General features: G+C 39.3%; 22 protein-coding genes, 1 rRNA gene and 1 pseudogene. 11 read left to right on the forward strand and 13 right to left on the reverse strand.

All coding sequences use genetic code 11. The features are described 5' to 3' along the window. Nucleotides 1-38 precede the first annotated feature (38 nt). Nucleotides 39-197, forward strand: coding sequence for a hypothetical protein (locus tag LG336_RS11875; protein WP_404332733.1), 159 nt, complete (start codon nucleotides 39-41; stop codon nucleotides 195-197). A 107-nt stretch (nucleotides 198-304) separates the two neighbouring features. Here LG336_RS11875 and LG336_RS11880 read toward each other — a convergent pair whose 3' ends face one another. Then, nucleotides 305-1,123, reverse strand: a complete 819-nt coding sequence (locus tag LG336_RS11880) for a GDSL-type esterase/lipase family protein (RefSeq protein WP_404332734.1) — start codon at nucleotides 1,121-1,123, stop codon at nucleotides 305-307. A 408-nt stretch (nucleotides 1,124-1,531) separates the two neighbouring features. Between LG336_RS11880 and LG336_RS11885 the strand changes: the two genes are divergently transcribed. Then, nucleotides 1,532-1,945 carry an acyl-CoA thioesterase gene (locus LG336_RS11885; RefSeq protein WP_404332735.1) on the forward strand — a complete coding sequence of 138 codons (414 nt, stop codon included), beginning with the start codon at nucleotides 1,532-1,534 and terminating at the stop codon, nucleotides 1,943-1,945. A gap of 259 nt (nucleotides 1,946-2,204) precedes the next feature. Continuing rightward, on the forward strand, nucleotides 2,205-2,918 hold the full coding sequence (gene sigH, locus LG336_RS11890) for an RNA polymerase sporulation sigma factor SigH (RefSeq protein WP_404332736.1): 714 nt from the start codon (nucleotides 2,205-2,207) through the stop codon (nucleotides 2,916-2,918). A 71-nt stretch (nucleotides 2,919-2,989) separates the two neighbouring features. On the opposite strand, the gene LG336_RS11895 is transcribed toward sigH, so the two are convergent. The 4 genes from LG336_RS11895 to LG336_RS11910 form a co-directional block, all read right to left on the reverse strand. Further along, on the reverse strand, nucleotides 2,990-3,226 hold the full coding sequence (locus LG336_RS11895) for a helix-turn-helix domain-containing protein (protein ID WP_404332737.1): 237 nt from the start codon (nucleotides 3,224-3,226) through the stop codon (nucleotides 2,990-2,992). Nucleotides 3,227-3,495: 269 nt separating this feature from the next. Then, on the reverse strand, nucleotides 3,496-5,166 hold the full coding sequence (locus LG336_RS11900) for a glycosyl hydrolase family 28-related protein (RefSeq protein ID WP_404332738.1): 1,671 nt from the start codon (nucleotides 5,164-5,166) through the stop codon (nucleotides 3,496-3,498). A gap of 313 nt (nucleotides 5,167-5,479) precedes the next feature. Then, a complete protein-coding gene (gene yhfH / locus LG336_RS11905; protein WP_404332739.1) occupies nucleotides 5,480-5,593 on the reverse strand; it encodes a protein YhfH in 114 nt (37 codons plus the stop codon). A 225-nt stretch (nucleotides 5,594-5,818) separates the two neighbouring features. Then, nucleotides 5,819-6,703 carry a YitT family protein gene (locus LG336_RS11910; RefSeq protein ID WP_404332740.1) on the reverse strand — a complete coding sequence of 295 codons (885 nt, stop codon included), beginning with the start codon at nucleotides 6,701-6,703 and terminating at the stop codon, nucleotides 5,819-5,821. Nucleotides 6,704-6,962: 259 nt separating this feature from the next. Here LG336_RS11910 and LG336_RS11915 point away from each other — a divergent pair, with 259 nt between their 5' ends. The 3 genes from LG336_RS11915 (at nucleotide 6,963) to ppc (ending at nucleotide 12,252) form a co-directional block, all read left to right on the forward strand. After that, a complete protein-coding gene (locus LG336_RS11915; RefSeq protein WP_404332741.1) occupies nucleotides 6,963-8,714 on the forward strand; it encodes a SulP family inorganic anion transporter in 1,752 nt (583 codons plus the stop codon). Between the two features lie 233 nt (nucleotides 8,715-8,947). Next, nucleotides 8,948-9,286: an ArsR/SmtB family transcription factor gene (locus tag LG336_RS11920; RefSeq protein ID WP_404332742.1), complete on the forward strand. Its 339-nt coding sequence runs from the start codon at nucleotides 8,948-8,950 to the stop codon at nucleotides 9,284-9,286. A 203-nt stretch (nucleotides 9,287-9,489) separates the two neighbouring features. Further along, nucleotides 9,490-12,252: a phosphoenolpyruvate carboxylase gene (gene ppc, locus LG336_RS11925; RefSeq protein WP_404332743.1), complete on the forward strand. Its 2,763-nt coding sequence runs from the start codon at nucleotides 9,490-9,492 to the stop codon at nucleotides 12,250-12,252. A gap of 66 nt (nucleotides 12,253-12,318) precedes the next feature. Here ppc and LG336_RS11930 read toward each other — a convergent pair whose 3' ends face one another. The 4 genes from LG336_RS11930 to LG336_RS11945 form a co-directional block, all read right to left on the reverse strand. After that, on the reverse strand, nucleotides 12,319-13,275 hold the full coding sequence (locus tag LG336_RS11930) for a multidrug resistance efflux transporter family protein (protein ID WP_404332744.1): 957 nt from the start codon (nucleotides 13,273-13,275) through the stop codon (nucleotides 12,319-12,321). A gap of 140 nt (nucleotides 13,276-13,415) precedes the next feature. Beyond that, a complete protein-coding gene (locus tag LG336_RS11935; RefSeq protein ID WP_404332745.1) occupies nucleotides 13,416-13,550 on the reverse strand; it encodes a DUF6254 family protein in 135 nt (44 codons plus the stop codon). 116 nt (nucleotides 13,551-13,666) lie between these two features. Continuing rightward, nucleotides 13,667-14,194: a UGSC family (seleno)protein gene (locus LG336_RS11940; protein WP_404332746.1), complete on the reverse strand. Its 528-nt coding sequence runs from the start codon at nucleotides 14,192-14,194 to the stop codon at nucleotides 13,667-13,669. 60 nt (nucleotides 14,195-14,254) lie between these two features. Further along, nucleotides 14,255-15,301, reverse strand: a complete 1,047-nt coding sequence (locus tag LG336_RS11945) for a hypothetical protein (RefSeq protein WP_404332747.1) — start codon at nucleotides 15,299-15,301, stop codon at nucleotides 14,255-14,257. A gap of 182 nt (nucleotides 15,302-15,483) precedes the next feature. Here LG336_RS11945 and LG336_RS11950 point away from each other — a divergent pair, with 182 nt between their 5' ends. Genes LG336_RS11950 through LG336_RS11960 form a run of 3 tightly spaced genes read left to right on the forward strand, consistent with a single transcriptional unit; the run spans nucleotide 15,484 to nucleotide 16,621 of the window. Beyond that, nucleotides 15,484-15,732: a spore coat associated protein CotJA gene (locus tag LG336_RS11950; protein ID WP_404332748.1), complete on the forward strand. Its 249-nt coding sequence runs from the start codon at nucleotides 15,484-15,486 to the stop codon at nucleotides 15,730-15,732. Beyond that, nucleotides 15,732-15,998: a spore coat protein CotJB gene (locus LG336_RS11955; RefSeq protein WP_404332749.1), complete on the forward strand. Its 267-nt coding sequence runs from the start codon at nucleotides 15,732-15,734 to the stop codon at nucleotides 15,996-15,998. Before LG336_RS11950 ends, LG336_RS11955 begins: the two co-directional genes overlap by 1 nt. Before the next feature lie 53 nt (nucleotides 15,999-16,051). Further along, nucleotides 16,052-16,621 (forward strand): manganese catalase family protein, encoded by a 570-nt coding sequence (locus LG336_RS11960; RefSeq protein ID WP_404332750.1) that lies wholly within the window; start codon nucleotides 16,052-16,054, stop codon nucleotides 16,619-16,621. 50 nt (nucleotides 16,622-16,671) lie between these two features. On the opposite strand, the gene LG336_RS11965 is transcribed toward LG336_RS11960, so the two are convergent. Further along, a complete protein-coding gene (locus tag LG336_RS11965) occupies nucleotides 16,672-16,959 on the reverse strand; it encodes a hypothetical protein (RefSeq protein ID WP_404332751.1) in 288 nt (95 codons plus the stop codon). 154 nt (nucleotides 16,960-17,113) lie between these two features. On the opposite strand from LG336_RS11965, the gene LG336_RS11970 reads away from it, so the two are divergent. After that, the gene (locus LG336_RS11970; RefSeq protein ID WP_404332752.1) at nucleotides 17,114-18,223 is read left to right on the forward strand and encodes a CAP domain-containing protein; all 1,110 of its coding nucleotides are present in this window, start codon (nucleotides 17,114-17,116) and stop codon (nucleotides 18,221-18,223) included. 53 nt (nucleotides 18,224-18,276) lie between these two features. Here LG336_RS11970 and LG336_RS11975 read toward each other — a convergent pair whose 3' ends face one another. From LG336_RS11975 to LG336_RS11985, 3 genes and pseudogenes are all read right to left on the reverse strand, one after another. After that, entirely contained in the window at nucleotides 18,277-18,471 is a 195-nt protein-coding gene (locus tag LG336_RS11975; RefSeq protein WP_404332753.1) for a hypothetical protein, read from the reverse strand. A 118-nt stretch (nucleotides 18,472-18,589) separates the two neighbouring features. Further along, nucleotides 18,590-19,503 (reverse strand): annotated as a pseudogene (locus LG336_RS11980) (aldo/keto reductase). Between the two features lie 123 nt (nucleotides 19,504-19,626). Next, complete coding sequence (locus LG336_RS11985) at nucleotides 19,627-21,111, reverse strand: potassium/proton antiporter (protein WP_404332754.1); 1,485 nt, start codon at nucleotides 21,109-21,111, stop codon at nucleotides 19,627-19,629. Nucleotides 21,112-21,693: 582 nt separating this feature from the next. Between LG336_RS11985 and LG336_RS11990 the strand changes: the two genes are divergently transcribed. Continuing rightward, nucleotides 21,694-23,273: ribosomal RNA gene (locus LG336_RS11990) — 16S ribosomal RNA — on the forward strand. The last annotated feature ends 37 nt before the right edge of the window (nucleotides 23,274-23,310 follow it).

Below are 23,310 nucleotides of genomic sequence, written 5' to 3' on the forward strand. Positions count from 1 at the left end.
ACCAATAACCGGTGGAAACTAACATAGGAGGATCAAGTATGGAAGACAAGAAATCAGAAGCCGAAGCCGCAAATATAAAAATAAATCAAATTCTTAATGGAGAAAGCGATCAAAATGAATTTGATGTCGACCCACTCATAAATAACAATAACATTTCACTTGTCATTAAAGAAAAACAAACAAAGGACAAAACTTGAGAAATGCTCGTGTTTTACAAAACCATTTTCTAAATAGTTCCCCAAACTAATAATAAAGAACCTCTATAAAAAAACACAGCCCAACTATCCTTGGGCTGTGTTTTTTCCTATACTGCTTCCTTTCGATACTCTCTCGAAAACTGTTTAAGTATCTGTGCAGTAATGGCAGTATATCCATTGGAGTTGGGGTGTACGCCATCTGGAGATAGGTTCTGTGGATTATCACTATTAATTACTTTTGTGGTCTGAACAACAATTGAAGCTGGTATTTGATGTGCCACCTCATAAATGTTCACATTCCATTTCGGAAGCAAACTGTCAGCTAGCTCTGAAAACTGATGATCAGCCGGCAGTGGATTGTATAATTCCAAGAATACAATGGTGGCATCTGGGTTAATTTCCTTTATTTTTGATGAAATCTCACCCAGGTTTTTGGTGAAGGTTGCCTGTAGCGAATCAAAGGACTTAACAGCACCATAATAATCCTGCTTTTTTGCTGTTTTAAGAACATCATTGCCCCCAATATTAACCGTTATTATATCGGACTTCCTTATCGCATCATCTAATAAACCAGCTTTAATCATTTCATTCAATTCAGTGCTGGTCATGCCGTTTTTTCCTTTATTTGTATAGTGCACGGTTTTATTAATCACTTGACCTAATTGATCGGAAAATTTGTACACTAAATTCTCCGTTTCATCGACACCGAAACCATGAATAATGGAATCTCCAATTGCAAGATGTTGGATATCTTTTTTATTAGATTGACGGTAATAATCCAAATAGGTCTCTCTGCTCGTATCCTTTCCTACCTCCGTGGCTTCATTTTTCATTTTATGGATTTGGTATTGTGGATAATAAATCCAAGCAGTAGCCCCCACACCTAGGAACAGGGTTAGAGTTAAAAAGTACTTTAATATCTTCATGATGAAATCTCTCCTTCAGACTTCAATATTATATCAAGAGAAAATTTATAAATACCTAGGTAGTATTTTCCTTACATAGCTAATTATGCAGGAATATTTTAATTTTTGGCGAAATGAATATAGAGCAAAGATGATTTTCTTTAAAAAAGCTGTTTTCGTAAGGATTGTTGTTAAAATCCTAAAGCCGATTTTAACGCAAGATAAGCGATTTTGAACGTTATAGTAAGTTTGCAAGCTCTTTTCTCATGGTTAAAAGCTATTTGCAACGAACAAAGCTTAATCGATTCTATTTTGTATCCAAAAAGCAACAAAGTTTGAGAAAAGAGCCTTAAAAAAAGAAAAAAGAAGGTTTTTAAATATAAATTATGGAATAAAAATATATAGAAAAATTAACATGGGGGAAACGCAGTGGCTTATACCGAAATGAAAATTGTCGCAGAAACGGGCAAAGCGCATGTTAACAATGTTGCCTTATTTGGGTACTTAGACCAAGCGAGGCAAGAATGGTACCACTATAGTATTATGAATGGTGTGGAATCTGTCGTCGTACATGTTGGAGTAAGTTATAAAAAAGAAGTGTTCAACCAAAATAAACTGAGTATCCTAACAACATTAGAACGTATTGGAAACACCAGCTATACATTAAAACAGGACATTGTGAATCACTTAGAGGAGCTAGTGGTTTCTGCGGAGGTTGTTTTAACGACCATTAACCGTCAGACGAGAATGAAGGTGCCTGTCCCAGAAGCAATCCGTAAACTACTAGAAAAAGATATGATATTAAATGCGAGCCGAATAAAAGAAAATAACCAAGCGAAATAGCTCTCGTCTACAACAGAATTCCCTATTCTTTGTTACCAAAACTAACAATAACCTAGTTTATATGCGAAAAAATAAAAAAACTTTTTTATAATACATAAAGAAAATTCGACAAAATGAATAATAACCTTACAGGCAAATGTAGCTTTTTTGCCTGTTTTCTGCGTTTCTTTCTTGTTACTACCGATTTCGTGTAAGAAAAAGTCGATAAGTTTAAATTTCTTTTATGTCCACACTAGGTTACTATTAAAATATATGTCAGGTGTTCATACTTTTAGGAATAGTTTGGAACATCAAATCTAATAATATTGTCGGAGGTAACAGTGTGAATGTGCTCATCAAAGATAAGCTGATGCAAAATTATGCCGAAATGAATGATGAATTTCTAGTCCAACTGTTCCAAGACGGTGATGGGGAGGCCTCAGAATTTCTAATGAGGAAATACCGAAGCTTTGTCCGTGCTAAGGCAAGTCGATATTTTTTAATTGGCGGCGAAAGAGAAGATATTGTTCAAGAAGGAATGATAGGGCTCTACAAAGCAATTAGAGACTTCAGGGTGGACAAGTTGTCTTCTTTTAAGGCTTTTGCTGAACTGTGTATTACTAGACAAATTATTACTGCTGTTAAATCAGCAACACGGCAAAAGCATGGGCCATTAAATTCCTATGTATCTCTGAACAAACCTATTTATGAAGAGGAATCAAATCACACATTGATGGATGTAATTACTGGTCCAACCAATATGGATCCAATCCAAATGCTAATTGATCAGGAAAAGGCAAGTGATTTGGAACGTAAAATGTCAGAAAAGTTGAGTGATTTAGAAAAAAGAGTTTTAGAATTGCATATCGCTGGTCATTCTTACGTGGAAATCTCCCAAAATGTAAATACTCATGTCAAATCAATCGACAATGCCTTACAACGGATTAAAAGAAAAATGGAACGGTACTTAGAAAGAAAAGAAGCGGTGCTCTAGTAGCATGGTTGACAGAGGCGAAGGGTTGCTTACATGCAGCTCCTTTTTTTTGCATAAAAAATACCGCTGCATCACATAAATGGCGGTACACCTTCTCCGAAGCTTTTGACAATTGCCGTAATGGATTGGATCTGGCTTTCATCTAAATCAAAAGCATCTTTTACCTTCTTCTCGAGATCTTCGGTCACTCTACGTTTTCCGACCTCTACTAAGGCAATCAAGGCAAAGCTACAATTTACTATCCTAGCAAAGTCGCGTTGATTTAAGTTATGACTTTTCCTTAGGAATTTAATGATTTCCTTGTTCAAGCATACCCCCCCTTTATAATATATTAAAAGTAACGTATAGAAGCGAGGTTGTCAAAGTGTTTTTAGTAGAAATAGAGATTAGAACGAAACGAGTTATAGGCTCCGACCGTTCCTAGAGAACGACTAATAAATGGTCCGCTTTAAAAATCAACCGCCCGGACCTCAGGTGTTTTTTCCCACTGCGAGAAATATAAAAGAGTCAATCTATTTATATGAAACACTTCAATGGTCTTAAATAGGTGCCCATATATGGACACCTACTTGTTACTTTAACTTTTTATCTTAATAGGAGGGGAATAACCTTTAATCTCTAGCTCAGTATATTTTAAAGATTTTTTATCTGATTTTATGCCGAATTTCCCATTCTTTGATAATGCTTTGAGGGTATGAATACTCACATCTGTTACATTCTTACCGATATCAATAGCAACTGGTGAGGAGTGCTCGACTTTTATGTTTTGTAACGTAATTTGGTCTGCGTGTTGTTCACCCCCATAAATTCGAATGTCAGTACTAGCGGTTTGAAAGTCTCGAATATAGACGTTTTTAAACCATATACTACGAGCTTTATACTGTATGGCAATCACAGGATTATTGCGGTATGGATAATTTGGATCTCCAATTAAAGTAAAATGGTTTACAGCCACATGAACATAAGCAGAAATAACCATTCCTCTAGGTGTGGAGCCTTCGTATAAATCAGTAAAAACTGGGGCAATGGAAATAATGTTCGTTGCCTGGATATGATAGGCCGTTTTTGAATTAGGGTCGGTATTTTTATGGTGGCCAATATGACGGAAGTTGTAACTGCGGTTATCATTTACAGATAAATGGCCAAGGATATGAACATTGTTGCCAGCAGAAGAGTTATGGTGAGCTTTAACTTCTACGCCGCCAAAGCATCTTGTTGTCGAATTGTTTTTCAACCAGACATTTCTTGAACCATCATCCACTTCTATCCCGTTCGAATTGGAAACCCCCTTTTTATGGGCACGGCCACTCGGATCTGAAAGATGGCAGTTCGATATGAATATATTCTCACTATGATGAGTAGTGATTCCATCGTCACCAAATCCATAGGCGTTTAACTGGTCGAGCCATATAAATCGACTGCTACCACGAGCTTTATTTCCGTCACCTGAATAATCATAAAATGAAGCAGAAACATCAAAACCATGTAAACCAGCATTAATCGCTTCTACATTTTTCATCCAACCGAAGGTGACGTTTGCAAATGTTAAACAACTAGAATGATTTCCCCATGTACAGGTTTTGGCTACATCCCCTAGGCGCTCAACATTCCAATCTAGGCTCAGTCCTTCAACAAGGATATGATGATTTCCTAGCCAGTGGTTTGAATTGGTCACTAGCCTAGTTCCTTTAGATGAGCAGTCACTCAGCTTTACAATCGATTTTCCTTTTCCAAAACCGATTAGACACGTCCAGGATGGAAGTCTTATGCCCTTTGTTATAAAGACCCCTTCAGGAACAAGTACCTTTACCTGGCCATTACCAATCGCTTTTTTAAATGCTTCAGTGTTATCTGTTATCCCATCCCCAATGGCACCGAAGTCAGTGAGGTTTACTACTCTTTTAATTTGGTTAGATAAAGCTTGGTATTCTTTATCAAGGTTTTTTTTCCATTCTGGAGAACCCAGCATTTCATCATTCTCAATAAGTGTCTTATATTCGGAAATATTTGCGTCGGTCTTTGTTGCAAGACAACTAAGGCGTACCAAGGCTGAGCCTAGCTTTTTCATATAAGAAAAAGTAGATGGTTTTGGTTCAGAGCGAGGAACTATATCTGATTGTTTGAGTAGTCTTTGGTGAATTTCGATTGTTTCTTTTATTGCTGAATTGAGTTTGGGTTTGTAATGGGAGAATCTGTCAATTAAAGAACTATTTTTTAGTGGATTGTGCTTGTTGCTTAAATAAAGCATTCATCATCCCCCTTTATACACTGTATTAAACATTGACTCCATCTTACAGATACGTTGTTTATAGCTATGATAAAATAAAATCAATAAGAACACTACTGAAGGCAGGGTACCAAAATGGACTCTAGCTTTACATATGTAACAACCGAACGTTATAAGAAGAAAGAATAGGTGGCCATGCTCGAAAGAAATAAGGGGAGTTAATTGTATGCAAAGGCTACATAATATAATTCTTGTAAACTAATATAAAATCTATATAAATAGCCTAACAACAGTAGAAGACCTTCTCGAATGAGAAGGTCTTCTTGACATATTTTTAATCGTCATGGCTGCAGATACAACGCTCACATTCATAAAGATAAGACTCTTGTTTCTCTTCGAATTTACAACCACATTCACGGCATTCTTTTACAGTTGGATTCATCATCATTTTTTAATTCCCCCAGTCGGTTTGTTGTTAAATTCATTGTACTATAACAGAGTGGTAAAAATCAACACTGTTATATAATTATTTTTCAAAAAAATTCAGAAACTTTTCTTATCCCTTCCTGGAGGTTTTACATTAAGAATTAAAAAGCAGTATTCCCCTCAGAAGGGACACTGCTGTTGGTTTAAAGATATTTTTTAATCTATGTTCAATCCCTGTGCCTACTCATTAGTGAATATCCTTCTTTTTGAATTGACCTCCACGCACTTCCGCAATATCCCCGATTGCAAGAAATGCATTTGGATCCCAGTATTGGACAATTCGAGTAAGTTTTGATTCCTCAATCCGGTTAATTACGACAAAGATGACGCGTTTGTCATCACCTGTATAGGCTCCTGCTCCGTGTAAAAACGTGACTCCGCGACCTAGGCGGGCATTGATACTGTCGGCAATTTCTTTTGAAAAATCACTAATAATCCAGACTGATTTCGTCTGTTCAAATCCTTCGACAACAGCGTCAATTGCTTTTGAGGCAATATAATATGTAAGCAGGGAGTACATCGCTCTGTCCCAAGTAAAGACAAAACCTGCTGTACCCAAGATAAAAAAATTAAAGAACATGACGATATTCCCCACTGTAAGGGGAACTTTTTTACTAATCAGGATGGCAAGAATCTCCGTTCCATCTAAAGCACCACCACTACGAATAACAATCCCAACACCAATTCCGAGGAGCATCCCACCAAATACGGTTGCGAGTAACACATCATCTGTGAACGCTTCAGCATGATGCAAAAGCACAGTGAAAATAGATAACAAGGTGATCCCGTATATGGTTGATAAAGCAAAGGTTTTTCCGATTTGTTTATATCCTAAATAAACGAATGGAAGGTTTAATAGGAAGAGGAACACACCGAGACGCCATCCTGTTATATGGGCAAGCATAATCGAAATACCAGTAATCCCACCATCGACAACGTTATTTGGCACTAGAAAGATTTCTAACCCTATGGCCATTAACAAGGCTCCTAAAGTAATTAAAAAAGTACGGGCTATGATTGTAATGACGGATAATCTAGGATGGTCAATTTTTCCTTCAATACTGTTTGTCATAATATTCCTCCCAGATGCTCAGTATTGACAAAATGGGTAACAATCATAACTGTTAAAGGGGAACTCAAGTACTAATATTGTTAAGTCTATAATGAGGGGAAGAGGGGTTCATTTATTGGAAGGATGACAAAGCGAATACAAAATTTTTACGAATAACCCTTTGACATAAGCCGAAAATAGGTGTAGATTCATATAATAGTATATTCAAATAATCAGATATACGAATACTAAGCAATAAGGAGAAACGGAGGCCATTTCAGTGTTACCAAAAGGTTTTTTTCGTGGGAGGTATCAAGGTTACTCCCTTCAGGCGCTTCAAAAGGATTTGATTTCTGGAATTGTTGTTGGTGTTATTGCGATTCCTTTAGGAATGGCATTTGCCATTGCTTCAGGTGTTAAACCGGAGTATGGAATTTACACGACGATTATCGCGGGGATTCTAATTTCTTTATTCGGTGGTTCCAAATACCAAATAGGGGGACCGACAGGAGCGTTTATTCCAATCTTATTTGGTATCGTTATGACTTACGGGTTTGAAAACCTCTTAATTGCAGGGTTTTTAGCAGGAATTATCCTTGTTTTAATGGGACTTTTTAAACTAGGGTCTTTAATAAAGTTTATTCCAAGGCCGGTTACAATTGGATTTACAGCTGGAATTGCGGTCATTATTTTTACAGGTCAGATTCCGAATTTTCTCGGACTATCAGGAGTCGAAAAACACGAGCTATTTATTGATAATATGAAAGAAATTTCTTTCCATATTGATACCATTAATGTTTACAGTATTTTGACTGCAATTATTTGTTTGATCACTGTAATTCTAACACCTAAATTCTTTCCAAAGGTTCCTGGCCCATTAATTGGGTTAATTGTTTCAACTTTACTAGCTACTTTATTGTATCCAAATCAAGTTGCGACAATTGGTTCGACATATGGGGAAATCAGCAACACCTTACCTCAATTTTCATTCCCGGATATTACGCTGGATAAAATCCAACAGTTAATTCGCCCAGCTTTTGTCATTGCGATTCTTGGAGCGATTGAATCCTTACTATCCGCAGTTGTTGCAGATGGAATGTCAAATAGCAAGCACAATAGCAATCGAGAGCTAATCGGGCAGGGGATTGCTAATATGGTAACACCTTTATTTGGGGGGATTCCAGCAACTGGGGCAATTGCTAGAACGGCGACCAATATTAAAAACGGGGCTGTATCTCCCTTGTCTGGAATCATCCATGGTGTGGTCGTCTTACTGGTTTTGTTACTGTTCGCTCCATATGCATCGAAAATTCCACTTGCTAGCATGGCGCCAATACTTATGGTTGTCGCATGGAATATGAGTGAAAGACATGTTTTTTATCATTTATTAAAAACAAAAACAGCTGACTCTCTTATTCTCAGTGTTACCTTTTTACTTACAGTGTTTGTGAATTTAACAGCCGCAGTGGAAGTAGGATTAGTGCTAGCTGTTATCTTATTCACCAAACGAATGAGTGATATAATGGTCACCACAAAGGTCTTACCGAACCCAAAACATAAAAAAGTTGAAAGTCAGATGGTTTCCCATAACCACGATTGTCCACAAATTAGCATTTATAATGTTGCAGGCCCCTTATTTTTTGGAGTAGCTCAAACGTTTGAACATTCGATTATGAATACCATTCACCTTCGCCCCAAGGTCTTACTGTTAAGAATGGGTAAGGTACCTTTTATGGATATGACAGGGGAGTCAAACTTTGCGAGCATTGTCAACCATTTTTCTCAGCATGGGATTGTGATCATTTCGGGTATTCAACAGCAACCTAAGGAATTGCTACAAAAAACAGGGTTGTATGCTACTATAGGAGAAGATCACTTTTTTGAACATACAGGAGAAGCTATCAACTATGCACTTAATGAAATCAATCAGAATAAATGCTTAGGCTGTAAGCATTTTGCTTTTAGAGAATGCGGTAGGCTTTCAGGAGCAAAGCATGATGAGATTGAGAAACGACCAGCTTTTTCTAGTTAATAGTTGAAGGCTGTTTTCTAAAGATTGTTGTTAAAATTGTAAAAATCTTAAAGCCCATTTTTACTACCTAAAGCCGATTTTAACGAGGAAAGCTATTCTGTACGTTAAAAGTAAATTTGCAAGCTCTTTTCTCATAATGGGGCTGTTTACAGTATAAAGATAGCCCCCTTAGTTTCTTCCTAAAAAGCAACTAAGTGCGAGAAAAGAGTCTAGTTGAAAGAGAGGAAGAAAGATTGGATCTTGAAATGCAGCGGTTTAAAGCGGATTTTTTTAAAGCACTTGCCCATCCTCTCCGTATTCGGATTCTTGAATTACTTTCAGAAGGGGATAAAAATGTAAATGAGATGAAGCTCCTTATTGGTAGTGAGGGGTCAGCCGTTTCCCAGCAGCTTACCGTTCTACGAAATAAAAATATTGTGACAGGGAGAAAAGAGGGCAATCAAGTCATCTATTCTTTAAGAGATCCGATGATTGTAGAATTATTAAAGGTAGCCAAACAAATTTTTAATAATCATTTAGTTAATACCATTTCTATGCTTGACAAAATGAATGATAAACAAGAGGATGAATAAAAAGCGGAACTCTCAAGAGTGCCGCTTTTTTACACTTGCTTTAACAAAAAAGGTAATCAAAATTTATAGGGAAAAAGACTTGTTTTTGACCTATTCAAAGAAAAAATTACTATCGAAATAATACTTTTTTCTACACCTTTTTTGAAAGTTATGTTATATTATTTAAAAATTCGAAGAACTGTAACAGTAGGAAGGTGAAGATAATGACAACAGGATTAGTGACAAATGATAGTAGTCTTCCATTGCGCCGTGACGTGAAAATGTTAGGTGGAATGCTTGGTGAAATCTTAGTCTACCAAGGCGGGATTGAACTTTTAGAAAAGGTAGAAAAGATACGAACAATGTGTAAGGACCTTCGGAATGATTTTAAAACAGAAATTTATGATGCAATAAAACAGGAAATTGCAGAACTTACACCCTCGATGAGGAAGCAAGTAATTCGTGCTTTTGCAGTATACTTTCATCTCGTTAATATTGCTGAGCAAAATCACCGGATAAGAAGACGACGCGAATACCAACTTCAAGCTGATGTTCAAGCACAGCCAGGTTCTATAGACCATGCGATTCAAGCACTAAAGGATAATCAAATTAGCTCAGAAATTATTCAAAATGTTCTTGAGAAAATTTCTTTGGAATTAATCATAACGGCCCATCCTACAGAGGCAACCAAAAGGTCAATTTTAGAGCTTCAAAAACGGATTGCTGATATTTTAAAAACGTTCGAAAACCCGATGCTCTCTGCAAAGGAGCGCAAAAAATTAAAAGAAAGCCTTTATAATGAAATGATGGCTCTCTGGCAAACTGATGAGCTTCGTCATCGTAAACCAACGGTTATTGATGAAGTACGCAATGGGTTATATTATTTCGACCAAACTCTATTTGATGTGCTTCCAGAAATCCATCAAGAAGTAGAAGAGAGCTTAGAGGAACATTTCCCTCAACAGAAGTGGGATGTACCAAATTTCTTACATTTCGGCTCCTGGATTGGTGGGGACCGAGATGGAAATCCTCATGTTACGCCTGATGTTACCTGGGAAACATTAAATAAGCAAAAACGGCTTGTATTGAAAAAGTATAAAAACGTGCTTATTGAATTAATGAAAAGAATGAGTCATTCAACAACAAGAGTGAAAGTAAGTAATGAATTATTAGAATCCCTTCCGCAAGATGAGGAGACATATTTAGAAGAGAACAGAAGATGGCCAATTGAAAATGAGGTTTATCGTCGTAAATTTGCAGTTATTTTGCAACGATTAAAGGAAGTTGGCGAGTCTGAAATTGGTTACAAATCTGCAGAAGAATTTCTAGAAGATTTAAACCAGGTTAAGCGGAGTATTTACCAGCATCATCCAACGAATCATGAATTGAAAATGCTTCAAAAGCTAATTCGCCAGGTACAACTATTTGGCTTTCACCTTGCCACACTTGATATCCGGAACCATAGTGGGGAACATGAAGCGGCAATTACTGAAATTCTCCGGAAAGCAAGGCTCTCTGAAAATTATCAAGCATTATCAGAAGAGAAAAAAATCGAAATACTACAAGGAATTCTTGGTGATCCTCGTTCACTCTTATTGTTGCATGAGGATTATTCACAAGAAACCCAACAAATGCTTGATGTGTTTAACCTAGTTAAAAAAGCCCATAAAACATTTGGGAAAAGATCCATATCAGTTTATCTGATTTCGATGACCCAATCACCTAGCGATATTCTCGAGGTTCTTGTATTAGCTAAAGAAGCGGGGATTTATCGCTTACATGCAGATGGAACGGTGGAGAGTGACTTAAATGTGGCTCCATTGTTAGAGACCATTGATGACTTAACTGCCGGTCGAGAAATTATGGAGACACTGTTCCAAATGCCTCTATATCGAGAACATTTGCAAAAATTGAATAACCAACAAGAAATCATGCTGGGATATTCAGATGGAAGTAAAGACGGTGGAACCTTAACGGCAAACTGGAAACTATATAAAGCGCAGGTTGAAATCCATGAAATGGCGAAAAAATATCAGATTGGCTTAAAGTTTTTCCATGGTCGTGGTGGTTCACTTGGACGTGGAGGCGGCCCATTGCATCGCAGTCTAATGTCGCAGCCGTTAGAGACTCTTGGCGAAGGCATTAAAATTACAGAGCAAGGAGAAGTTCTTTCTTCTAGATACTTAATTAAAGATATTGCCTACCGCAGTCTTGAGCAAGCCACTTCAACATTGGTGCGTGCAGCTGCCCATGTCTTAAAAGAGTCTGAACAGGCGCATCACCGTGATGCAAGGTGGGTAGAGGCAATTGAGAAAATGTCTGAGGTTTCATTAAGAAAATATCAGGATCTTGTATTTGCGGATTCCGACTTTATTACCTACTTTAATGAAGCGACGCCATTACAAGAAATCGGTGGTTTAAATATTGGCTCCCGTCCGATGAGTCGGAAAAATAGCGCTCAGTTTGAAAATCTAAGGGCCATTCCATGGGTATTTGCATGGACACAAAGTCGTCAGCTTTTACCTGGTTGGTATGCAGCAGGTTCTGGCCTTGAAAGCTTCGCTAGAGAAAGTGAAGAGAACTTAAAACTTCTGCAAGAAATGTATGAGGAGTGGCCATTCTTCCGCTCGACCATTGACAACTTGCAAATGGCTTTAATGAAGGCCGACATTACCACGGCCAAAGAGTATAGCCAATTAGTGAAGGATAAAGAAGTAGCCGACCGGATTTTCTCTAATATTGTTGAAGAGTATAACAAAACAAAAGCTATCCTTTTGAAAATCGTTGAGGATGAAGAGTTGCTTGATCATACTCCAAACATTAAAGAATCTGTCCATCGAAGAAATCCGTATGTTGATCCACTGAACTTTATTCAAGTGGAACTAATTAAAGAAATTCGTGAAACTGAAGAACCTGATGAAGAACTCGTAACACAAGTATTGTTAACCATCAGCGGTGTAGCTGCTGGTTTAAGAAATACTGGGTGATGGAGTAAAGAATATCCAATTAACAGTAAGAGGCCTACTTCAATGTAGGCCTCTTTTGATGTTAAACTAGGCATTAATTGTTGAGGTTACAGGCTCTTTTTTATTTCTAGAGAAATAGCTATGAATGACCATACCTAGAATCACCACTATCATACCCACCCAGGAAAGTGGAGTAGGAATCGGAAGGGAAAGAATGATGATTTCCCCAGCTAGTGCAAATAGGACTTCGATGGATTGTGTTGCTTCTACGGCAGCTAACTTCTGCATATTTCCTCTTACCAAATCAGTAGCCATAAAGAATAGTATGGTTGCAATAACCCCAGAGGAAATCGCAACAATTAGTGACTGTATGCTTTGTTGCAGTGAAGGAGCTCCAACGGTAAATAACCCATAAATTGATAATAGAAACCAAAACGGCAGGCTAGCTAGGGTCATCCCAAGAACACGTTGATAGGCATCCAAACGACCATCACAAATTTCCATCATTTTTCGATTTCCTAGTGGATAAGCAAAGGAAGCGATGAGAACTGGCAGTATTCCCATAATTACAATAGCGATAGGAATGGATTGAGCATGTTCAATTTGCATGAGGATGATTCCAAGAAGGATGATCATCGACATCAATAGCCCTTTAAGGGGAATTTTCCCTTTTACCCTTTTGCCCCCAATGCTGACCCAAAAGAGTGGGGCAAGGAGTGAGCCTGAAATGATTGTGATTTGCCACGTTCCTGCAATCAACCAGCCAGGAGAATAAGCAGCTGCAAAGCACAAGGGAGCATAAAATAACACAAATCCAACAAAGCTCCATACTAACCAGCTTTTAGGTTGTTCTTTCATAACCGATAACAGCTGCCGAAGGTTTTTACGTACTAATACAATGATGATTAGAAAAGGAACCATAAATATGTATCGGAGAGAAGCGCTCCAAATCCAACTACCTCCAGCCAGATCCATCGCCCGGTTTACAACAAACGTGACAGCAAAAAATAACGCTGCTAAGATTCCTAATAATATTGGCCGCATCAAGTCCACCTCACCCAGTTGAAAAGTCATATGGATACTATATCTAAGTTTGTGTGAATGTTCAATAAATTCTAGAAATAATTCTTCATAAAAATAACCCACCAAACTGGCGGGTTATAACTTCAGTGTTTAATTTTTCCTTATGACCGTTTGCTTTTTTCAGTTTTCCCTACTTCTTCTGCAAGCTGTTCAAAGGATTTTACTTTTCCATGCGGATTTTGTTCTTGTTTTCGTTCTCTCCAAAATCTTTCTCGCTGGCTTTGAGATTGAGTCATGTTGTAATCTCCTTTACTTAAAGTTTTTCACTACTAGATTATCCACGGTGCAGATTTTAATCCTTAGACTGATGAACAATAAACTGGCATTAATATCCTATGAGTTGTTAATTTAACTATCCATTTAAAAGAATCTTCTCAATTTCATCGGTTATTTTGTCAACCCACTCATGTAAGACAGTTACTTCAGTTGCTGCAATAGGATGAGGAATCGTTGTAAAAGGATAATCAGGGATTCCTTGAGAGACTGCCATTGCTTTACTTGAGGCAATGAATGGTGTAGTGACGATAACAGCTGTTGGGATACCGAGTTCCTCCATAATAATTCCGTCGAGCAAACTGCCCGAGCTACATGACCCTCAATCCCCAACCCCAGTGATGATAAAATCACATTTTTCGGCCAGCATCTTTGCTTCCTCTTGATTCAGTCCATGTGAGAAGGATTTTTTATTATGGATGTAAATATCTTTAACCTTATATTTTCTTTTTAATCCGAAAGCCGCTCGTTCAACAACAACATTAGAATTTTTTTTACCATTATCAATTAATCCAATCACACTGTTTTCTAAAGAATGGAGCCGCTTCGCCATGTTTTTACTCTTTACACTAGGGCCATTTGTAGGGTTATACACGATAATGCTCAATGTTTATATCTCCCTTCTCTTTTTAAAATCAATCACACGGATTGATTATTAACATTCACTTCAAGTGAATCCAGTTGCCGCTTTAATGGATTTTGTAACCGCTTTCGACTGTTTGTAACTAAACCATCCTGGCATGCAGGCGGAAAATCTCCCAGCTTCACCCCCAGCAACCATCAGCAAAATATGGTCAGGAGAGGGGACTGCATGTTTGTATACATTATCATCATTAGGTAAAATGGCTTCTTCAATGATTCCGCCTTTCTTCATTTCACTTACAGTTTTTACAGCATGTTCAAATAGAAATTGCTGGACGGTTTCTTTTGTCCATCCTTCTTTGTTTAGGTGCTGGTAATGTTCTGGACAAAGAATGACAGCCATTTCTGTTTCACTTGCAATATTAAAGCTACCTAGAGGCGACATTCGATCAGCCATCGTCCTTAGGATGCTTTGCCCTTTAAGAGCACTGTGATTTTGAATTTGATTTGGTCCTTCACAAGCAAAAACGGTCACCGTGCTTTCGTTTCTTTTATATCCTCGTTGTACATGAAGTGGTTCCCAATCGGTGTCTTTTTCCGCAAAACAGAAACTAAATTTTGCAGGTGTTCCAAGTGTCGACCTGTCGAAGTCGGGGGAGCCACCGGCATTGATCATTAAAAGTCGGAGGGCGCGACCTATTGTTGCGTTTGCGCGGTTACCTGGTCCTAGTGCATTTGCGCCGTCGTTTAAGCCAATTTGCTTGGCGATAGGACCATTCACAACAATCATAATAGCTGCGCCATGCGTACTCGCACTTGGTCCATGTAAACCAAAATCTGGTTCTGATATGGCTTGTGCGGCAGCCATGACTACTGGAAAGTATCCTGGTAAACAACCGGCCATGACAGCATTAATGGCAACCAGTTCAGCGGTGAAAACACGACCACGCTCTGGTATCGAACCCACGATGATATCGGGATCCATGTTTACGCTTGCTAACATTTCATAAATTCTTTCCTCAGTTGGGGGAACAATCGGAAGGCCATCTGTCCAACCTTTTTGAAAATAAAACTCTATGGCATCTAGCGGATTATTCCGCTCAATTTTCTCAGCCTGAAGCATCTGTTTCATCCACCTCCATAATCAGATTAAGGTTGTTATTTCATCTTATATTCGCTGAACCTTCCTTCTTTTCCTTTTGATTTCTGATTTTTCAAATAAAATAATAGTTGCTTCTTTTTTTATTTGGTCATATAGACAATCTGTCTGTGTGTATAATGCATTGATTGAGAAATAGGAAGGGGTGCCGCTTCGTGTCCGAGCAACAACCGAAGGCTCAGTTTACTAACATTAAGGCATATCAGCCTTTTCACAGCCCATTTGATCCTTGTCGACCGATTGGGGTTAAGTACTATTGGACACCACCGCAACTTTATATCGGATTTCAACCACCAAATATGCAGCAATTTTCTCCAAGAGAAGCGCTATATCGCGGAACGTTATGGCCAGCTTTTTATGAATATTACGAAAATCCATATGAAGCGAAAAGAGGGGGAAATTGATGAAACAAAAACAGCTTCCACAAGATTACTATCAGCGGCTAGAGGAAATTCAGGCCGTTGACTTTGCGATTCTTGAGTTGAATCTTTACTTAGACACCCATCCCCAAGACCAGGCAGCCATGCAGCAATTTAATCAATATACACAGTATTCAAAAAAGCTAAAATCGGAATTTGAAGCAAGATATGGCCCCCTTCAGCACTTCGGGAATAGTTATACTGATGCGAATTGGAGCTGGGGCTCAGCGCCGTGGCCATGGCAAATTTGAGGTAAATTTTATCGCAGGAATACTTAACACTTAATAGGTAAGGAGGCCATTCAATGTGGATTTATGAAAAAAAGTTACAATACCCCGTAAAAGTCAGTACATGTAATCCAACGCTTGCGAAATATTTGATTGAGCAATATGGAGGGGCAGACGGGGAATTGGCTGCTGCTTTAAGGTATCTAAATCAACGATACACGATACCAGATAAGGTCATTGGGCTCCTTAATGATATTGGGACAGAGGAGTTTGCTCATCTTGAGATGATTGCCACGATGATTTATAAATTAACGAAAGATGCAACTCCGGAACAGATGAAAGCAGCCGGTTTAGCTGAACACTATGTGAATCATGATAGTGCTTTATTTTATCAAAATGCCGGGGGGAATCCTTTTACGGCAGAGTATATCCAGGCTAAAGGCGACCCAATAGCGGATTTGTATGAGGATATTGCTGCAGAGGAGAAGGCGAGAGCAACCTATCAATGGATTATCGATATGTCAGATGATCCAGATTTAAATGATGGATTAAGATTCCTACGCGAACGAGAAATAGTTCACTCACAAAGGTTCCGTGAAGCAGTTGAGATTTTAAAGGAAGACAGAGGAAAAAAAAGGTTTTTTTAAATACTAACCACCCCATTCCATTGTGGAATGGGGTATTTATTTTCACGGAGTTAGCCCAATCCATGCTCTTTTAAATTTTTATAAGTATGGATAAAATTTTGGGGATTAGACTTAGTGTGAAAAGGGAAGACACCCCTAGTTGTATGGAGATATAAAAATCCACTATTGGTAGTTATTGATTTAAATGAAATATCTAAAATATCACAAAGACGGAAATAGTCTGATTCGCTTTCAACACTATCGTAATAAAGCGTTAAGTATTCTTCTGTTTCGATAAGGTGTTGAGCATTGTCCATGATTTTTCGTTGTATTTTTATATAGGGATGTGAGATGAGCAAGGACCGATCCACCTTTCAACAGTAATATGTATAATGTACAGGAAAAATAGTTCGAATAGCAATTATTAGTGCGCCTTTCATTATATTCCCACCTATATTTTCGGCGATATAAAGAAAAATAAGAGGGATAAATGTAAAAGGGGGTAAGACCAATTTGAAAAGTAAAAAGCTTGGACTAATAGCAACGAGTGTTTTGATGTTAGGTCTTGTTGGTTGTGGTGCTAATGATGCTAATCAGTCAACAGGAAACAATCAAAACAATCAAGTAGGAACATCGGGTACAGGAAGTCAGATGGGGATTCTGGGGAATAATGGGCGTGTCGATAACAGAAATTTTGGACAAGACCGAGATGGCATTGATAATAATGGTCCGCTAACAGAGGACTACGAAAAGGAACCGGGAGATTTAAATTTTACCGGAACGAGACGAAATGGGAATACAATTCAGTCAAATAACCGTGGAAATGGTATCGATAATTATCGAGCCGACGGGGAAAATGATGTTAATTTATATGGGGGAAACTCAAATAACAAGCCTAATAACAAGAATAACGAGATGAACATCTCCAGCTATAAGACAAATAAAACGAGTAAAAATTATCCTCATACAAGAGCCATCTTAGTAAGAGAGGCTAAGTATCAATATGTACCGATTGGTCGAGGTGAACGTCACCATGCCCATGGCGGTGATGAGAGAGCACAAAGAAACGACACTCAGCAGCAGCCGGCTACACCAAATAATGCGCAACAAGGGCAAACTGGGCAACAGGCTCCAATTAATCAACCGGAACCTGCTCAACCAGCACAACCAAAACAAGAACAACAAAATCAACCGGAACCAGCTCAACCAAAACAAGAACAACAACAACAGCAGGCGCCAGCAGGTATTAGTCAGGCTGCTCAACAGGTTATTGATTTAACAAATGAGCAGCGTAAACAAAATGGTTTGCCAGCTTTACAAGCAGATACTCAATTAAGTGGAGTAGCCCAAATGAAGTCGGAAGACATGCGCCAAAACGGATATTTTTCACACACAAGTCCAACGCATGGATCACCATTTGATATGATGCGTGACCAAGGTGTTAGCTATAAGACAGCGGGAGAAAATATTGCTCAAGGACAGCCAACTCCACAGGAGGTTGTCAAGGCTTGGATGGATAGCCCAGGACACCGTAAGAATATTCTTAGTTCAGACTTTACCCATATTGGGGTAGGATATGACTCTTCAGGACATCACTGGACGCAAATGTTTATAGGGAAATAACAAAATCCAAAAGCCGCAATCCAAATGGAATGCGGCCTCTTACTCGTCTTTTTTTAAAATCGAAAGGATAACCAATTCAAGAGTGGGTGTTTATTTTTATCAATGACCTTTACATCTTTCATTGATAGTCTATGCTCATGCTCAGCTAACCACTGTTTAACTTCTGCTTTATCTTTGCAATGGGTATAGTAGGTTTCTCCACCTTTGCCTAAAGCGTTAATTACATACCTACAAGTAGTCTTTCCCATAATGCCCACCTTTTACAATGAATTATTCAGTAAATCTTAAATCATTATAACAAGGATTTAAAAGAATACTAGTGGTTTTTTTTGTCGAAAAAAATTTTGTTTTATTTTATTGATATACCTAGAGATTTTGTGGATGCTCACTTGACACTAAATCTGCAGCTTTGGCATTAGCTATGACTTGCTCTGGGTTTTTACATCCAGGTATTACGCTAGTAACTGCAGGGTGTTTTAAGCACCACGCCAGAGCCCAGGCTGCCATCGGAACATCTTTTGGCACCTCAGTTTGAGAAATCTCCAGAACTTCCTTTAAGATTGCTTGTATTTTCGCATCCTCTTCTCTTGAACGGACATCATTTTTTTCAAAGGACGCTCCTGGCTTATATTTGCCACTTAGAAACCCACTCGCTAACGGGACGCGAGAAAGGACGCCTAAATCCTGAGCCTTAGCAGAAGGAAAGATTCCTTCCTCCGGCGCCTTGTCTAAACGGTTATAAACCACTTGAAGGGCCTTTATATTATATTCTGTGGCACGCTCCGTTTGAAAGGTCTCATGATTTGTTTTAAGAGATAACCCGAGATGACGAATTTTCCTGCTTGAATCTGTTTATCTAGCATTGTCCACAGGTCATCATTGTTAAATTCTTCATCGGAGCACGAGTGAGCTTGGTAAAGATCTATGTATTCAGTTTTCAATGCCATTAGAGAAGAGTCTAGCTGTTTGATTACCTCGTCTGGTTGCCAATGTCTTGAGCGATCTAAGTGCCCATGGAATTGGTGACCGAACTTTGTGGCTATAATCCAATCTTCGCGTTTTCTTCGACTAAGAAATTCGCCGATAAAACGCTCAGAAAGGTGATCCCCATAACATTCAGCGGTATCAATAAAGTTAATTCCTGATTCTTGTGCCTGATCTAAAATTTGATTCACTTCATTTTGTGTAAAATCTTTGCCCCATTCACCACCATATTGCCATGTCCCTATGCCCACTACTGAGACCTTCAAGCTAGTTTTACCTAATCTCCGATACTTCACCTTATCACCTCAACAATGTTTTCTATATTTTATCATTTTAAAGAATAGAAATAAAAAGGCCGACTAGTAATGGATAGCTATAATAAAAAACCAGCAACACTTTGGAAGTGTTACTGGCTTTAATTAACCAACTTGTTCTGTACTCACGTCTTTCTTTTTTGAAAGAAGTTCTTTAATGACTTTTTTCTGCTTTCGAGGGGCAAGGATATACAGAAAATCGCCACCCTCTAAAACTGTATTCCCGGTCGGGGGGATTAGCTTATCCTTTCTAATAATGGCATTGACAAGTGAGCCAGCTGGGAAAGGAATATCCAACAAACTCATGCCAACAATTTCAGCGTCTGTTTCCATTCGATATTCGAGCATTTCAGCGTCTGCTTTGCCTAATGAGATCAACTCTAAGGAATGTGTTGGCTCTGACAACTTTGGTCCAACTAAATGAAGTTTCTCTGCTAATTGAGTGATTGTGGATCCTTGAATTAAACAACTGATTAAGACAACGAAAAAGACGACATTAAAAATTTCGGAGCTTCCATCAATGTTGGCTAGTAACGGGAAAGTTGCCAACACAATTGGGACAGCACCTTTTAACCCAGCCCACGATAGAAAAATGCGTTCTCTATGATTGTAGTTCATCTTAATAGTTGAGAGATAAACAGCAACAGGTCTTGCTACAAGGATAAGGATTACAGAAATTAGAATGCCATTAAGTAAATTCCCGGCAGTAAATAATTCGTTTGGAAATACGAGTAGCCCTAGAATCACGAACATCGTAATTTGCATCATCCAAGCTAAACCCTCTGAAAAACGGAAAATGGAATGTCGAAATGCAATATCTGAATTTCCGATGATTATTGCAGAAATGTAGACGGCTAGTAAACCGCTTCCCTGGAAAAAGGCAGTAATTCCATAGGTGAGGAGGGCAAAGGCTGTCGCAAATACAGGATAAAGACCTCCAGCATCAAGATTAATACGATTCAATCCCCATACGGCTAATTTTCCGAAGGTTAAACCTAAAATGACACCGACAAACATCTGGACGAAAAATGATCCAATTAAAGAAAAAATGCTTAAGTCTGGGCTGGTAATCAACTCAATCATCGCGACAGTTAAAAATACTGCCATAGGATCGTTTGATCCAGATTCAGCTTCCAATGTTGCACCCAATCTTGGCTTAATATTTTGTCCTTTAAGGACCGCAAAAACTGCGGCGGCATCCGTTGAACCAATAATAGCACCAAAGAGAATCGATTCAAGCCATCCAAACCCAAGTATAAATTTCACTGCGATTGCTACAATACCTGAAGTAATTAAGACGCCAAATGTCGCTAATGAGAGAGAAGGGAAAATTACCGGTCGTAGGGAGGACCAGTTAGTTTGAATTCCACCTTCGAACAGGATAATAACTAGTGCTAGTACCCCAATCATTTGTGCTATTTTAGCGTTATCAAAATAAATAAAGCTTCCCATCGCCATACCAACCATCATGAAGAGAACAAGAGAGGGCACGCCGAGGCGTGAAGAAAATTTCGTGGTTAAGACGCCAACAATTAAAAGGATACCGGCAAGTAAAACAATCACATCTGTTGTAACAGCATTATCAATCAATAAGATCGTCCTCCATCTATATATTAAAATTAGGGCAATTTAATGTAACTAAACTAATTATATCATTTAATTATGTAACATAATAATGAAAAGTCTTATAATTTCAATATATGTGGTAGTGGTATAAAGGTTGGCTGCAATTTTCTTTTAACAATAAATAGTTTCCGATTATATCGAAAATGTATGTGTTAAATAAAAATATAAATGAACTTAGTTGCTTATATAAATTACCGATTATTTTACCGGTTATTCTATTGAAATAATTTATTCGGATAGTATTGACTGTTGCTGTTCTCGTGTTGTATATTAAATACCTCGTTGTTACCGACAACGGAACAGATAATGGTTAAAAAAGGGTTTCATCACTTGAAAAATTGGTCACTGAATTTTTTTAAATAAGTTGTTGATTTAATTTTGTGAGCATGGTAATATAACAAATGTCGCTTCTGAGTAGCGATATAAAGAATTGTTCTTTGAAAACTAAACAAACAAGCGTCAACAAACAATATTTATTATGTTTCTTCTATTAATATAGAAAAACATGAGCCAACGTTTTATTTTAAGAGCTAATCACTCTACATTTTATTGGAGAGTTTGATCCTGGCTCAGGACGAACGCTGGCGGCGTGCCTAATACATGCAAGTCGAGCGAATCTGAGGGAGCTTGCTCCCAAAGATTAGCGGCGGACGGGTGAGTAACACGTGGGCAACCTGCCTGTAAGACTGGGATAACTCCGGGAAACCGGGGCTAATACCGGATAATTCATTCCCCCGCGTGGGGGAATGCTGAAAGACGGTTTCGGCTGTCACTTACAGATGGGCCCGCGGCGCATTAGCTAGTTGGTGAGGTAACGGCTCACCAAGGCCACGATGCGTAGCCGACCTGAGAGGGTGATCGGCCACACTGGGACTGAGACACGGCCCAGACTCCTACGGGAGGCAGCAGTAGGGAATCTTCCGCAATGGACGAAAGTCTGACGGAGCAACGCCGCGTGAGCGATGAAGGCCTTCGGGTCGTAAAGCTCTGTTGTTAGGGAAGAACAAGTATCGGAGTAACTGCCGGTACCTTGACGGTACCTAACCAGAAAGCCACGGCTAACTACGTGCCAGCAGCCGCGGTAATACGTAGGTGGCAAGCGTTGTCCGGAATTATTGGGCGTAAAGCGCGCGCAGGCGGTCCTTTAAGTCTGATGTGAAAGCCCACGGCTCAACCGTGGAGGGTCATTGGAAACTGGGGGACTTGAGTGCAGAAGAGGAGAGTGGAATTCCACGTGTAGCGGTGAAATGCGTAGAGATGTGGAGGAACACCAGTGGCGAAGGCGACTCTCTGGTCTGTAACTGACGCTGAGGCGCGAAAGCGTGGGGAGCGAACAGGATTAGATACCCTGGTAGTCCACGCCGTAAACGATGAGTGCTAAGTGTTAGAGGGTTTCCGCCCTTTAGTGCTGCAGCAAACGCATTAAGCACTCCGCCTGGGGAGTACGGCCGCAAGGCTGAAACTCAAAGGAATTGACGGGGGCCCGCACAAGCGGTGGAGCATGTGGTTTAATTCGAAGCAACGCGAAGAACCTTACCAGGTCTTGACATCCTCTGACAACTCTGGAGACAGAGCGTTCCCCTTCGGGGGACAGAGTGACAGGTGGTGCATGGTTGTCGTCAGCTCGTGTCGTGAGATGTTGGGTTAAGTCCCGCAACGAGCGCAACCCTTGTCCTTAGTTGCCAGCATTCAGTTGGGCACTCTAAGGAGACTGCCGGTGACAAACCGGAGGAAGGTGGGGATGACGTCAAATCATCATGCCCCTTATGACCTGGGCTACACACGTGCTACAATGGATAGAACAAAGGGCAGCGAAGCCGCGAGGTCAAGCAAATCCCATAAATCTATTCTCAGTTCGGATTGCAGGCTGCAACTCGCCTGCATGAAGCCGGAATCGCTAGTAATCGCGGATCAGCATGCCGCGGTGAATACGTTCCCGGGCCTTGTACACACCGCCCGTCACACCACGAGAGTTTGTAACACCCGAAGTCGGTGGGGTAACTAAGAGTTTGCGGAGCAAACTTGCTTCGTAAGCATAGAGCCAGCCGCCTAAGGTGGGACAGATGATTGGGGTGAAGTCGTAACAAGGTAGCCGTATCGGAAGGTGCGGCTGGATCACCTCCTTTCTAAGGATAATGCCGTAAGGGCATTCGGAATGCGAAT

Origin of the sequence: Mesobacillus maritimus (assembly GCF_044803185.1) — a bacterium.
Taxonomy (GTDB): domain Bacteria; phylum Bacillota; class Bacilli; order Bacillales; family Cytobacillaceae; genus Mesobacillus_B; species Mesobacillus_B maritimus_B.